The sequence below is a fragment of the Cytobacillus sp. MT66 genome (genome assembly GCF_058792595.1).
Window position 1 is genome coordinate 456,954 of the sequence record NZ_JBXAFB010000002.1, and the last position, 13,185, is coordinate 470,138.

Below are 13,185 nucleotides of genomic sequence, written 5' to 3' on the forward strand. Positions count from 1 at the left end.
GTTAAAATTAGAAATAAAAGCGGGAGGGTATGATTTATGGAAAATAAATTACCTCACACGTTTGAAGTCATTGATTTATGCTTGCGGGCAGGAAAAATCATGCTGCAGTGCGGCGCTGAGACCTATCGGGTGGAGGATACGATGACAAGAATAGCCGCATCGTTCGGCATTCCTCAATCACATAGTTACGTAACACCCACAGGAATTATTTTTTCGATTGATGGCACAGAGCCGGCAAAATTTATCCGAATATCTGAACGGACGACAGATCTCTATAAAGTAACATTGGTTAACAGCATCTCTAGAAAAATAGCAAGCGGGGATTTGAACGCTAAGGATGCATTAACTAGGCTCAAAGAAATTGAAGCAGCCAATTATGCTTTTCCAATATACCAGCAGATTCTGGCAGCAGCACTATCCAGCGGCTGTTTTTTATTGATGTTTATGGGCCTGTGGAATGATTTTATCCCTGCTGTTGTCACAGGGGGCTTAGGTTTTATCTGTTTTATCTATGTGCAGCAGGCAGTGAAAATTAAATTTTTCTCCGAATTCATCGCAGCCCTTGTCATTGGAATCAGTTCCTACCTTTTTGTCATGACAGGGATTGGTGCCCAGTTTGATAAAATTGTCATCGGTTCGGTGATGCCGCTTGTTCCGGGCCTCGTGATTACGAATGCTGTTAGAGATTTAGTGGCCGGACATTTAATAGCTGGCTTATCAAAGGGAGCAGAGGCTTTTTTAACAGCTTGCGCCATTGGAACTGGGGTTGCTGTTGTTGTTGCCTTTATGAGCTAAGGTTAACCAGCAGCTGGGTTTTATACGTTAATTTCATGCTATCGGGGGAAAAAACAAATGTTGGTACAATTAATCACTAGCTTTGTTGCTTCAGCCGCTTTTGCGCTGCTATTTAATGCGCCGAAAAAATCATTGTTGAAATGCGGGTTTGTTGGTATGGCTGGCTGGTTTGTCTATGTATGGCTAGTTGGCAAACATTATGATTCGGTGGTTGCTTCGTTTATTGCAGCGATAATCATAGCGATTATCAGCCAAATTTTTGCTAAGGTTTATAAGACACCTGTCATTATTTTCAGCATCTCTGGGATCATACCGCTCGTTCCGGGCGGTACAGCCTATGATGCAATGCGTAAATTCGTGGAAAATGACTATAATATGGCCATTCAGCTTGCGGCTAAAGCATTCATGATCTCTGGTGCCATTGCTGTTGGGCTAGTGATCTCTGAGGTTTTAAATCAGCTTCTTTTGAAGAAGAGATAATCAGACTAATAGAAAAAACGGCTGTTTATTCCCAACAGCCGTTTTTTCAATGTGTTCAGGAAGACATGACCTGCCCGCCGTTTACATGGATGGTTTGCCCTGTGACGAATCGTGAATCATCAGAGGCTAGATAAACATAAGCAGGTGCTAGTTCAAATGGCTGACCTTGACGTTTCATCGGGTTTCCTGCCTGTGTTACCTCATCGCTTGAAAAACTTGAAGGAATCAGAGGTGTCCAAACTCTGCCGGGAGCTACAGCGTTCACACGGATGCCTTTACCGACCAAATTGTTTGCTAAAGCACGGGTAAAGCCAATAATGGCTCCTTTTGTCGCTGTATAATCAATTAATTGTTCGTTTCCATAATAAGTAACAACAGAAGCTGTATTTATAATGGAGCTGCCGGCTTTTAAGTGGGGCAGTGCAGCACGGGTTGTATAAAAATGAGAATAAACATTTACTTTAAACGTTTGATCGAATTGTTCGTCGGTGATATCAAGCAAACTCAATTGCTGAAACTGGATCCCAGCATTATTACAAAGAACATCAAGACGTCCAAAAGTTTTAACAGTGTCTTCGACAATATCCTTGCAATGCTGTTTATCTCTTAAATCGCCTGGAAGCAATAAACAGCTCTGGCCAAGTTCTTCGATCCGTGTCTTTGTCCGGTTCGCATCTTCATGTTCGTCTAGGTAAGAAATCGCAACATGGCATCCTTCTTTTGCGAAAGCAATGGCAGCAGCTGCTCCAATTCCGCTGTCCCCGCCCGTTATCAATGCAGCCTTGCCGGCTAGTTTGCCAGAACCCTTGTAATTGGGGTTTTCAATTATTGGCCGGGGCACCATTAAGCTTTCTACACCAGGCTGACGGTACTGGCGCTGTTCCGGAACTGTAATAGGTACATCTTCATAACGTGTGATTTTTCCGTAATTAGGATACATCGGATAACCTTGAATCATGTTATCTTTGGGGTTATCTTTTGACATGTCCAATCCTCCTCAAAAAGTTCCATTTCCGGATACCATATGCACAAAAGTCCATTTGGTTCACGGGAGAATGGACAGGCTCTTTGCCGGCACATTTGAATATAGTAGGGTGAAAAATAAAATTTTTGAGGAGGAAAGCTGTGCAAAACTATTACTATGATCCTGAGGTAAAAATTCTATTAATAAATCAGTCTGATGAAAAAGTTCAAGTGCACTATAATGAAAGCTACACTTTTACATTGCCTTTCATTGGGATAAGACCGCCGTATTACATTCATCCGCGATATGAACCAGAATATCCGGTGATCTAGTAAAAGAAGCAGCTTGTGATTGCAAGCTGCTTCTTTTATGATTCTTACTAGAATAGCAATTGGCCACGACTGTATATTCTTAATAAAAATGCTCTCACAATTTGAATATAGAAAAAAGGTATTGTTATTTTTAGTAAATTCATTGATAATCATATATTGAGTTAAAAACTCACCTCTAGTATGAACCGAAATGGGGGATGATGATGAAAATTCGTGTTTCAGCTGTGCAGTATCATCTGCATACGATTGAATCATTTGAGGATTTTGCCAAGCAATGTGAACATTATATTAAAACCGCTCAGGAATTTGGATCTGAATTTATTTTGTTCCCTGAGTTTTTTACAACTCAGCTTCTGTCCATTGGAAATGGAAATGGACAAAGTCTATCCATAAATGAACTTCCAGATTTTACTGAACAATATAGAGAGCTATTTTCCAAGTTTGCTAGTGAGACAAACACCCATATCATTGCTGGTACGCATGTGCTAAAGAAAAATGGCCGCCTCTATAATGTGGCGCATTTATTTTATCCGGATGGCAGAATTGCCGAGCAGGCCAAGCTGCATATCACGCCAACTGAGGTGGAAGAGTGGAATATGTCGGCTGGCGAAGGGCTGCAGGTATTTGATACTGAAAAAGGCCGCATTGCTGTTTTGACATGCTATGATATCGAATTTCCTGAGATTGTCCGGATGGCAAAAGCAAAGGGAGCTGATGTTGTCTTCTGTCCATCTTGCACAGACGATCGCCACGGCTTCCACCGTGTTCGCTATACCTGTCATGCGCGTGCTATTGAAAATCAGGTATATGTGGTTGTAACAGGAACAGTCGGTTCATTGCCAACGGTTGATTTCATGCGCGGCAATTTTGGCCAGGCAGCTGTCATTTCTCCAAATGATGTTCCGTTCCCGCCAAAAGGGATTATGGTGGAAGGAGAAATCAACGATGACATGATCGTGACAGCGGATCTGGATCTTGACCTGCTATACGAGGTGCGAGAAAAGGGCTCAGTCACAACATGGCGTGATCGAAGAACAGATTTATATATTGATTGGGAAAAAGACGAGGCTTAAGTATGGCTTACCGGAATGAATTTTATGTATTTGATGATGGGAAGCCTGTACAAGCGGTTATTCGCAACTATACAAAAGATGATTTTCATGAATTGATTCAAATCCAGGCGGAATGTTTTCCGCCTCCTTTTCCATCTGAATTATGGTGGAACGAGGAGCAATTAACGAATCATGTAGCATTATTTCCAGAGGGTGCACTATGTATTGAGGTGGATGGCCAGTTGGCTGGATCGCTGACAGGTGTTTGTGTGGACTTTGATCCAAATCACCCGTCTCACCGCTGGGAAGATGCAACAGACAGCGGATATATCAGAAACCATAATCCTAAGGGAAATACCCTATACATTGTTGATATCAGTGTCCGTCCAAAGTTCCGCAAGCTTGGTCTTGGAAAACATATGATGCAGTCGATGTATCAGGTTGTTGTCCAGCTTGGCTTGGTGAGGCTGCTTGGCGGGGGAAGAATGCCTGGCTACCATAGGGCTGCAAACGACCTGGAGCCGTCGGAATATTTGGATAAGGTGGTGCAAGGTGAGCTGAAGGATCCGGTTATCACTTTTCTTTTACGTTGCGGAAGAACGCCTATTGCGATTGTTGAGAATTACTTAGACGATGAAGAATCGTTAAATCATGCTGTTTTAATGGAATGGAAAAATCCATTTAAATAAACGATGAAGGAGCAGTCACAGAGTGGAATATATCAGAATTACTAGTATTGAAGATCCATTGTTTACAAAAATGCATGATCTGATGAAGGAAGTTTTTCCTCCGGAAGAGGTATTAGAATTTGACTTATGGAAGGAACCGTTAGAGGATCCAGGCATCCGTGTCTTTGTGGCCGTTTTTGAGGATGAGGTTGTTGGAGCGACTGAGTATCGGTACTATCCTGACTGGAATATTGCCATGACTGATTTTACAATTGTTGGCCGTCAGGGTCTAAGCCTTGGACGCTTCCTAGCTAAAAACCGCGAAAACGATTTAAATGAATTGGCACGTGCCAACGGAAAAGAGCTTTTTGGCATGTTCGCAGAAATCTATGACCCATACCAAGTGGAAAACCATGAATTCGGCGGCGTAATGACAATGAATCCTTTTGTCCGCCGTGAAGTCCTGTCCCATCTTGGCTATAAGAGTTTGGATCTCAGCTATGTTCACCCATCATGGGAAAATAACGGAGAAGCCGTTAAAGGACTAAATTTCTGCTTTATGCCGACAGACGACGCTTTGACTGAAGTTTCGGCCAAGCTAGTCACAGACTTTTTAACAACCTACTACTCAGTGTTATCCAATAAACCGCAAGAATGGCTGGAAATGATTGAAGGTATTAAAAATAAGGAAACAATTCGTTTGCTTCCTTTGTAATAGGTTGATATAGGTAATATAGTTTAAGGGCCGTAATTTCGTTATGGCCCTTGTTTTATTTGATATTTTTAGGCAGTCAGAAAGAATGGGGTATTTAGACAGTTTTACAGAAAAATGAGTCTAGTCCAGTTAAAAAGAAGGGTCTATTCTGACAGCTTTTATAAAAAACGAGCAAGGCTAGTCAAAAAGAAGGGTCTATTCTGACAGAGTTAACTAAAAAACGAGCAAGCCTAGTCAAAAAGAAGGGTTGATTCTGACAGCTTTAACAGAAAACGAGTAAGCCCAGTCAAAATAAAAGGTCAATTCTGACAGCATCAACAGAAAACAAGAGAGTCCAGTCAGAACCTAACGTCTATTCTGACTGGTTAATCTAACTTTTTGCTCTTGCTGTCTATATCAACACATTTCGACCGATTACATTCTATGTACGCAGCAAATGATGAAGCAATCTGTCCTTATCATTAAAAAATTGCTTCATGATGCTATAATGATTGGTTTCTTCAAGTGTGGTTACTCTCGCCCCATCCTCTGTCATTTCAATAATTTTCGCATTCGGATAGGCCATAATAATCGGTGAGTGGGTGGCAATGATAAATTGTGAGTCTTGTTGGACTAACTCATGGATATGAGTTAGCATCGACAGCTGCCTTAAGGGAGATAAAGCCGCCTCAGGTTCATCAAGAAGATAAAGACCATTGCCGCGAAATCGATTTAGAAAAGTGGCCCAAAACGATTCTCCATGTGATTGCTCATGAAGGGAAACGCCGCCAAACGAATCAATAACCCGTGCACCAAATGCAGGCTCACTGTCAAGTTCCTCAATATTGGTGGCCACATTGTAAAAAGTCTCCGCACGAAGAAAAAATCCATCCCTTGGCTTTTGTACCCCTTTGATTAACCGAATATATTGATCCAGCGGTGAATGTGAATCATAGGTAGAAAATTGGAAATGATAGGATCCGCCTTCCGGGTTGAACCCTGCAGCAACGGCAATAGCTTCCAGCAAGGTTGATTTTCCCATGCCATTTTCCCCGACAAAATAGGTGACATTTGGATGCAGATGTAATTCGTCCAGAGTCTTAATGCTAGGCAAATGAAAGGGATAAGTGTTAAAGGAGGGTACCTTTTCACGCTCAAGCCGAACCCTTCTAATATATTGTGATTCATTAAATGTTTCCAACATGAACGCCTCCGTTCTTTCTGTTATTCTAATAATAAACTAATATTTGGAATAAATCCCATCTTGAAACTTTTTTTACTTCCCATTCGTTAATAAATTATAAAAGCAATTCCATTTGGGGGAATGTATGATTTTAAAGATGATTTTAGTGGCTCTGCTATCTTATTGCCTTGGAAGCATAAATGGTGCCTATTATATAACAAAATGGAAGACCAACATGGATATTCGGGAGCTTGGAAGCGGGAATGCTGGTGCCAGGAATGCTGGCAGACAGCTAGGGAAAAAGGGGTTTTTCTATACGCTGATTATTGATATCGTCAAGGTTATTGCTGCACTTTACATGACCGCTTTGATTTTTCCGAAAGATGAAATCATGCTTCAGGTTAGTGCATTCTTCTTACTAATCGGACATATTTGGCCGGTGCAGCTTGGGTTTAAAGGGGGAAAGGGCGTTGTTGTTTTTTTAGCCTCGACCCTTTATTTAGTGCCATTGGCTATTGTGGTCCTAGGAATATCCATGGGATTCTTTTATTTGCTTATTCGAAACTTTACGATTGCCGGGTTACTTTCAATGGTATCCATTCCTGTAACAGCCTATTTTTCAGGTGCACCGCAATACGCCATTGGACTTCTTATTTTGTTGATTATTGTAATCGTTTTGCATATTATAAGAAAATGATTTTTGCTAAGGAGGCAAAGTATGGAACGACATACTTTCACATACAAAATTGCATCAGAGCCTGAGGAAATGGAGCAAATTTATCAGTTAAATTATGAAACGTTTGTTGAGGAAATTCCGCAGCACCAGCAAAATGAAGACAGACGGCTGATTGATAAATTTGATCAGGAAAATTTATATATCATTGCAAAGAATAAGGAAGAGGTCATTGGGATGATTGCAGTGCGTGCGAATCGTCCTTTTTCACTTGATCAAAAGATTGCTAACTTAGATGATTATTTGCCGCAGAACGCAAATCCGTGTGAAATTCGGCTACTTTCCGTGAAAAAACAATACCGCAAGAGCTTGGTATTCTTCCAGCTGGTCAATATGCTTGTCAGCTATTGCTTGGAAAAAAACTATAATATGGCACTTATTTCAGGTACCGACCGGCAAATCAGGCTATATAAAAAGATCGGTTTTGAACCATTTGCCACGATGGTTGGAAAAGAGGGTGCCATGTATCAGCCAATGATTCTCACAAAAGAGAAATTTGCAGACACATCAAAGGCTTTTTCAAAAATAATGATAGAAAGAGATCACCAGCGAAAACCAATCCACCTTCTGCCTGGCCCCGTGGCCATACATAAAGAGGTAGAACAGGCATACAGCCAATCACCAATCTCTCATCGTTCCACTGATTTTATTGGAAAGGTTAAGAACGTTCAATCGAAGCTTTGCGAACTTGTCAATGCAAATCATGTACAAATCGCAGTTGGCACTGGAACGCTTGCGAATGATATCGTGGCAGCACAATTGAAATTGCTGCCTGGGAAAGGGCTTATTATTGCAAATGGGGAATTTGGCTACCGGCTAATTGATCATGCGAATAGGCAAGGTTTACAACACTATAAGCTGGAAAAACAATGGAATGAAAAAGTAGATGTAAATGAAGTTGAAAGTATAATTAAAACCTATCCTGACATAAGCTGGCTCTGGTGCGTTCACTGTGAGACGTCTACTGGCTATCTTTTTAATTTAAATAGAATTCTACCATTAACCAAAAAATATAATTTCAAATTATGTGTAGATGCATGCAGTTCTGTCGGAGTTGTCCCGGCAGATTTCAAAGATGTTTATTTAGCAAGCACCGTCAGCGGCAAAGGATTGGCATCCTATCCAGGATTGGCCATCGTTTTCCATCAAGAACCTGCTTCACCAAATAAGCAGATTCCGAGATATTTAGACTTAGGTCAGTATGCTGCGGCGGAAAGCGTTCCATATACGCATTCATCGAACCTCATTTTTGCCTTGGATGAAGCGATTCAAAGGTTGAATCTAGAACATAAGCCTATCCTTGCAAATAAAGTTAAGAACCTTCTGCGGGATGCGGGCTTTACAGTTTTGGGAAATGAAGAGTATTCTCCAGGTATTATGACAATACCGCTTCCAGAAAACGTTTCTTCAAAAATCATAGGGGATCAGCTGAAGGAAAAAGGAATTTTCATCAGTTATGAAAGTGACTATCTGCTCAATCGGAATTGGATCCAGATTGCACTGATGGGGAATCACACATTACAAGAGATTGAATTAGCCCTTTTAATTCTAAAACAAGTTTCGTCAGTGGATAATAATAATATTATGTAAACAAACATGAAAGCAGAGAACTCATTATATAATTGGCGCTTTACCCAAGGTGTGCTAAAATAATTTTAAGTGATAATAGAAGGGATGATGGGCGGACAATGGATAAATAATCTTATTTTTGCCATTTGAAATTGGATATTTCAAATCAAACGAAAATAGGATTAGTCTGCCCATTTTTCTATACCCGGTTGAGCTATTGGAGAAATAGCTTATTTGTGCACGACTAATCCTTCCAAATTCGGGAGGATTTTTTTATTCTCCCTTTAGTTAAGGGGATTGATTGTATGAAAGAACTGTTAAAATTGAAAAATATCAGTTATGAAATAAAGGATTTGCCTATTTTTAAGGATGTTCATGCGGATGTACAGGAAGGAGAGGTCATCGGTATCATAGGAAAAAATGGTGCTGGGAAATCGACGCTTCTCCAGCTAATCCATCATGATATCGTTCCGACAAACGGACAGATTCTTATGCTAAAAGATGGATTGAAAATCTCTTATGTGGAACAGGAAACTGATCATTATTCATTTGATGCGGTCACGTCAGCGGAAGAGGAACTGTTAAAAAAATGGCATGTGCCTATGAACGAATTTTCTCAACTGAGCGGTGGAGAAAAATTGAAAGCAAGGCTGGCAAGAGGACTTTCTGAGGATGCGGATCTGCTGTTGCTTGATGAACCAACCAATCATCTTGATGAACCAAGCATTGGGTTTCTTGTTGAACAGATCCATGCATATAAAGGCAGTATCATTTTGGTTTCGCATGATCGTTATTTTCTGGATGAAGTTGCCTCTAAGATTTGGTCACTTGAGGGGAAAAAGCTCATTGAGCACAAAGGCAACTATTCCAGCTATATGGAGTTTCGCCAGCGGATAAGACTTGCTCAGCTGCGTGAGTATGACAAACAGCAAAAAATGGCCGAGCGGATTGAAGCTCAAATCAATGAACTTTCTTCCTGGTCGCAAAAAGCACACGCTCAATCGACGAAAAAAGAGGGCTTTAAGGAATATCATCGCGTCAAGGCTAAGCGGATGGATGCTCAGGTAAAGTCGAAACGAAAACGACTGGAACAGGAGCTTGAAAAGGCAAAGGCCCAACGGGTGGAGCCAGATTATGAAGTTCATTTTATTATGAAAGCAAATGAAAAAGTTGGAAAACGATTCTTAGAGGTGAAAAAGCTGACGAAGTCCCTTGCAGGGCGCACACTGTTTAAGGACGTCAGTTTTACCATACAGCATGGGGAGAAAATTGCCCTCGTTGGTCCGAATGGCAGCGGAAAAACAACTTTATTGAAAATCATTATGGGTCAGGAAACAGCAGGTGGAGAGGTTTGGCTTTCTCCTTCTGCCAATATTGGCTACCTAACGCAGGAGGTATTTGATTTGCCGCTTGACCAAACACCTGAGCAATATTTTTACCGTGAGTCCTATGAAGCACGGGGGATGGTGCAGAATTTAATGAAACATTTAGGCTTCTCTGCATTCCAATGGAAGGCGCCTATTGGGCAGATGAGTATGGGGGAGCGGGTGAAATGCAAGCTGATGCTGTATATTTTAGAAGAAAAAGATGTCCTGATTCTGGATGAACCGACCAATCATCTTGATTTGCCATCAAGGGAGCAGCTTGAACATACGCTTTCCCAATATAATGGAACACTAATCATCGTATCCCATGATCGGTATTTTCTTGAAAAGACAACAAAACTTAAATTAGTTTTTGAAAAACAGCGCATCCAGAAGCAATGGGAAGAAGCACCACAGAAAAACGATGACGTGAAAGAATTGCGTCTTAAACTAGAAACGGAAAGACAAGAGGTTCTTGGGAAATTAAGTTTTATGACACCGAAAGACGTGGAGTATGCCCAGCTTGATCAAAGATTTAAAGAACTGACAAAACAAATAAAAGAGCTGTAACGGGACATTTTGTCCCGTCTTTTTTATATGATTATGGGAACTTTTTACATTATCTAACGTATATTTTATAGGGTAAAACTTTGTACTTCTCAAGGAAACTGTCGATATTATTCTAGGAGGTGGGTTATTTTTTGAGCAGATATATTGGAATTTTCCTCTCCATCATCGTTTTAAATATTGTGCTGTTTTTTGCTTTAGGGGCAGCAGGGATGCTGGATTATATTGATGGGATCGTTATGAGTGTAGGTATTCTATTAACCTTGCAGCTCGCTGTTGTCATTTGTCTATTAATTTATTTGATTGATCAGTTGAAAAGAAAAGGGTAGCATGGGACAATTGACCCGAAGGCAAAATTAAATAAAAGGTAAAGGGTGAACCTTTATGGTTATTAAAAGAAGCTTTCAGCAAAATTTATCCCTAATTTTACTTGTACTTGTTTTGGGCTCTAATGTAATGCTCTACCATACTGCTTTTGGAACAAGCATTCTTCCCGAGAATGCCAATGGTGTGGTGATTGGATCGATGATTGATTTGGCGCTCATTTCACCTGTGCTCTTTTTAGCATGGAAAAAAAGCTGGAACTGGAAAAGTCTAATCATTGGAATAGCCAGCGGTCTTATTTTAGTACGTATACTTATACCAATGGAATATTTAGCTCCGTTTGAAGCAATTACTTGGGCTGGCTTTGCTATTGAAGGGCTGCTGGTCTTAGCTGAATTGCTTTTTCTGGGAAGTTTAATGATATTTATGCCAAAAATTATTGCCACAGCGAAAAAAAGTTCCCTGCCAGTTTTATTCTCTTTTTCAAATGCCGTTGACAAGCATGTTAAACCAATTCCTATTATACGGATCATTTGTTCGGAAATGCTGATGTTTTATTATGCATTTGCGAGCTGGAGGAAAAAGTCGGTAATCGGCGTTAATATGTTTACCTTGCACCAAAAGTCCAGTTTAATTGCTTTTCAAATTATGATGATTCACGCCATTGTCATTGAAACGATTGGCATACATTGGTGGCTTCATGATAAATTTTTGATTCTTTCAATTATATTGCTAATACTTAATATTTACTCTGTGGTATTCTTTTTAGGTGATATTCAGGCTGTACGGCTTAATCCGCTTCAGGTTAGAGAGGAAGGGATTTATCTATCACTTGGTCTAGCAAAGCGGATGTTCATCAGATGGTCTGATATCGAAGAAGTAATCGATGAATCTGAAATTTTAAAACAAAAGCTTTCAAAAGACACCCTTGATTTCATTGCCCGAGATTTTGAAAGTGTTCAGCCGGATGTGATTTTTAAATTTAAAGAGCCAGTTGAAGCCTCATTAATCATGGGACTGAAAAAGAAGTTTAATAAAGTAGCGATAAAAGTTGACGATCCCTTAAAGTTTAAAGAAATAATAAAAGAATATATGTAAGATTTGGCGGGGTGGCTTTAATGACATTAGCTGTGAATAAAATGACTCGTGATTTTGCCATTGCAATATTGAATTGGAAATATGAACCGCCCTATGATTTTTATAATAACTCCGTTAATGATGAGGCTATTGAGGAACTAATGAATAATCCTTATTTAGCTGTTGTGAATGAACAAATGGAATTAGTTGGTTTTTTTTGCACAGGGGATTCAGCAAGAGTGCCATCAGGGTACGCTGCCGGAGCCTATCCAGGAAAGCAACTGGATATTGGAATTGGTATGAAGCCGGAGCTAACTGGTCAAGGGTTTGGGTCTGTCTTTTTTCCATTCATTCTGAATCATATTAAGGGAAACACTACACTGCCGCTTCGTTTGACCGTAGCAACCTTTAATAAACGAGCGATCCGCCTTTATGAGAGATTTGGCTTTGTAAAGAAATTGCAGTTTTCTCATAGGCAGACTGAATTTATGACGATGGTTAGGAACAATGAAGGTCAAATAGTAGATTAAACAGCCAGGGAATGGTCTTCAAAGCCCGAATTAGGCAAAACCAGGGTCCTTCATCAATCCAGTTCATGAAGGACCCCCAAACAGTCTACTCCTCATAAATCATTTTGATCGTCATCCCGCCATCAATGGTAAAATTCTGTCCAGTGATAAAGTCGTTTTCAGGCCTTGTCAGGAACAGGCAGGCTCTTGCGATGTCTTCGGGTTTTCCGACACGGCGGGCTGGGTGCTGGGCGTGATCCAACTCGCTTAGCTTCCTATAATCGCCAGTCTCGATCCAGCCTGGGGAAATGCAATTAACGTTAATGCCATCTGGTCCAAGCGAACGTGCCAATGCATGGGTGAGCGCAACAATGCCGCCTTTAGTGGAAGCGTAGCTTTCTGTGTTTGGCTCTGACATAAAGGCCCTCGTTGATGCCATGGAGACAATTCGCCCGCCGCCTTCGTTATTTTTCATATACTTTGCGGCTTCTCTGGAACAAAGAAAGACACTGCGCAAGTTTGTATTTATAATATCGTCCCACTCGTCTACTGTTGCATCATACGGAGAAACAGGAGCAAACTTTCCGGCATTATTAATTAAAATATCAATTTTCCCAAAACGTTCTGCCGCCTGCTGCATTAATGCAATGATTTGCTCCGGCTTTCGCACATCTGTTTCAACAAATATTGCCCGTTTGCCAATTTCATCAGCTGCTTTTTTGCCATCTGGATTCATATCGGCAACAACGACATTCGCTTGTTCTTTACCATACATCATGGCGACCGCTCGGCCAATTCCTTGTGCCGCCCCAGTAATCACAACGGTTTTTCCAGAAAACACAAATATCCCTCCTAAAAAGAATTCCACCTAAAA

At 40.7% G+C, this 13,185-nt stretch carries 15 protein-coding genes; 12 read left to right on the plus strand and 3 right to left on the minus strand.

The window, feature by feature from the left end; all coding sequences use genetic code 11:
• Positions 1-36: 36 nt before the first annotated feature.
• Entirely contained in the window at positions 37-795 is a 759-nt protein-coding gene (locus tag AC1Q59_RS05610; RefSeq protein ID WP_492364809.1) for a threonine/serine exporter family protein, read from the plus strand.
• 57 nt (positions 796-852) lie between these two features.
• On the plus strand, positions 853-1,275 hold the full coding sequence (locus AC1Q59_RS05615; RefSeq protein WP_492364810.1) for a threonine/serine exporter family protein: 423 nt from the start codon (positions 853-855) through the stop codon (positions 1,273-1,275).
• 55 nt (positions 1,276-1,330) lie between these two features.
• On the opposite strand, the gene AC1Q59_RS05620 is transcribed toward AC1Q59_RS05615, so the two are convergent.
• Positions 1,331-2,260 carry an SDR family oxidoreductase gene (locus AC1Q59_RS05620; protein ID WP_492364811.1) on the minus strand — a complete coding sequence of 310 codons (930 nt, stop codon included), beginning with the start codon at positions 2,258-2,260 and terminating at the stop codon, positions 1,331-1,333.
• Positions 2,261-2,400: 140 nt separating this feature from the next.
• On the opposite strand from AC1Q59_RS05620, the gene AC1Q59_RS05625 reads away from it, so the two are divergent.
• The 4 genes from AC1Q59_RS05625 (at position 2,401) to AC1Q59_RS05640 (ending at position 5,006) form a co-directional block, all read left to right on the plus strand.
• Positions 2,401-2,571: a hypothetical protein gene (locus AC1Q59_RS05625; RefSeq protein ID WP_492364812.1), complete on the plus strand. Its 171-nt coding sequence runs from the start codon at positions 2,401-2,403 to the stop codon at positions 2,569-2,571.
• Positions 2,572-2,774: 203 nt separating this feature from the next.
• Positions 2,775-3,644, plus strand: a complete 870-nt coding sequence (locus AC1Q59_RS05630; protein WP_492364813.1) for a carbon-nitrogen hydrolase family protein — start codon at positions 2,775-2,777, stop codon at positions 3,642-3,644.
• 2 nt (positions 3,645-3,646) lie between these two features.
• Entirely contained in the window at positions 3,647-4,312 is a 666-nt protein-coding gene (locus tag AC1Q59_RS05635; protein ID WP_492364814.1) for a GNAT family N-acetyltransferase, read from the plus strand.
• Between the two features lie 22 nt (positions 4,313-4,334).
• Positions 4,335-5,006 (plus strand): GNAT family N-acetyltransferase, encoded by a 672-nt coding sequence (locus tag AC1Q59_RS05640; protein ID WP_492364815.1) that lies wholly within the window; start codon positions 4,335-4,337, stop codon positions 5,004-5,006.
• A 421-nt stretch (positions 5,007-5,427) separates the two neighbouring features.
• Here the strand turns inward: AC1Q59_RS05640 and AC1Q59_RS05645 are convergent, their stop codons facing one another.
• A complete protein-coding gene (locus AC1Q59_RS05645) occupies positions 5,428-6,189 on the minus strand; it encodes an AAA family ATPase (protein ID WP_492364816.1) in 762 nt (253 codons plus the stop codon).
• A gap of 124 nt (positions 6,190-6,313) precedes the next feature.
• Between AC1Q59_RS05645 and AC1Q59_RS05650 the strand changes: the two genes are divergently transcribed.
• The 6 genes from AC1Q59_RS05650 (at position 6,314) to AC1Q59_RS05675 (ending at position 12,332) form a co-directional block, all read left to right on the plus strand.
• Positions 6,314-6,865, plus strand: coding sequence for a glycerol-3-phosphate acyltransferase (locus AC1Q59_RS05650; RefSeq protein ID WP_492364817.1), 552 nt, complete (start codon positions 6,314-6,316; stop codon positions 6,863-6,865).
• 21 nt (positions 6,866-6,886) lie between these two features.
• On the plus strand, positions 6,887-8,491 hold the full coding sequence (locus tag AC1Q59_RS05655; protein ID WP_492364818.1) for an aminotransferase class V-fold PLP-dependent enzyme: 1,605 nt from the start codon (positions 6,887-6,889) through the stop codon (positions 8,489-8,491).
• Between the two features lie 284 nt (positions 8,492-8,775).
• Positions 8,776-10,404 carry a ribosomal protection-like ABC-F family protein gene (gene abc-f, locus AC1Q59_RS05660; RefSeq protein WP_492364819.1) on the plus strand — a complete coding sequence of 543 codons (1,629 nt, stop codon included), beginning with the start codon at positions 8,776-8,778 and terminating at the stop codon, positions 10,402-10,404.
• 131 nt (positions 10,405-10,535) lie between these two features.
• Complete coding sequence (locus tag AC1Q59_RS05665) at positions 10,536-10,730, plus strand: hypothetical protein (RefSeq protein ID WP_492364820.1); 195 nt, start codon at positions 10,536-10,538, stop codon at positions 10,728-10,730.
• A 55-nt stretch (positions 10,731-10,785) separates the two neighbouring features.
• Positions 10,786-11,823 (plus strand): beta-carotene 15,15'-monooxygenase, encoded by a 1,038-nt coding sequence (locus AC1Q59_RS05670; RefSeq protein WP_492364821.1) that lies wholly within the window; start codon positions 10,786-10,788, stop codon positions 11,821-11,823.
• A gap of 20 nt (positions 11,824-11,843) precedes the next feature.
• A complete protein-coding gene (locus AC1Q59_RS05675) occupies positions 11,844-12,332 on the plus strand; it encodes a GNAT family N-acetyltransferase (protein WP_492364822.1) in 489 nt (162 codons plus the stop codon).
• A gap of 85 nt (positions 12,333-12,417) precedes the next feature.
• Here the strand turns inward: AC1Q59_RS05675 and AC1Q59_RS05680 are convergent, their stop codons facing one another.
• Entirely contained in the window at positions 12,418-13,152 is a 735-nt protein-coding gene (locus tag AC1Q59_RS05680; RefSeq protein ID WP_492364823.1) for an SDR family NAD(P)-dependent oxidoreductase, read from the minus strand.
• Positions 13,153-13,185: the final 33 nt, after the last annotated feature.

Excerpts from the sequence above, each read along its gene's own strand:
- AC1Q59_RS05655 (WP_492364818.1), top strand. The coding sequence starts at position 6,887 with ATGGAACGACATACTTTCACATACAAAATTGCATCAGAGCCTGAGGAA.
- AC1Q59_RS05615 (WP_492364810.1), top strand. The coding sequence starts at position 853 with ATGTTGGTACAATTAATCACTAGCTTTGTTGCTTCAGCCGCTTTTGCG.
- AC1Q59_RS05675 (WP_492364822.1), top strand. The coding sequence starts at position 11,844 with ATGACATTAGCTGTGAATAAAATGACTCGTGATTTTGCCATTGCAATA.
- abc-f (WP_492364819.1), top strand. The coding sequence starts at position 8,776 with ATGAAAGAACTGTTAAAATTGAAAAATATCAGTTATGAAATAAAGGAT.
- AC1Q59_RS05610 (WP_492364809.1), top strand. The coding sequence starts at position 37 with ATGGAAAATAAATTACCTCACACGTTTGAAGTCATTGATTTATGCTTG.
- AC1Q59_RS05650 (WP_492364817.1), top strand. The coding sequence starts at position 6,314 with ATGATTTTAAAGATGATTTTAGTGGCTCTGCTATCTTATTGCCTTGGA.
- AC1Q59_RS05635 (WP_492364814.1), top strand. The coding sequence starts at position 3,647 with ATGGCTTACCGGAATGAATTTTATGTATTTGATGATGGGAAGCCTGTA.
- AC1Q59_RS05630 (WP_492364813.1), top strand. The coding sequence starts at position 2,775 with ATGAAAATTCGTGTTTCAGCTGTGCAGTATCATCTGCATACGATTGAA.
- AC1Q59_RS05645 (WP_492364816.1), bottom strand. The coding sequence starts at position 6,189 with ATGTTGGAAACATTTAATGAATCACAATATATTAGAAGGGTTCGGCTT.
- AC1Q59_RS05620 (WP_492364811.1), bottom strand. The coding sequence starts at position 2,260 with ATGTCAAAAGATAACCCCAAAGATAACATGATTCAAGGTTATCCGATG.
- AC1Q59_RS05670 (WP_492364821.1), top strand. The coding sequence starts at position 10,786 with ATGGTTATTAAAAGAAGCTTTCAGCAAAATTTATCCCTAATTTTACTT.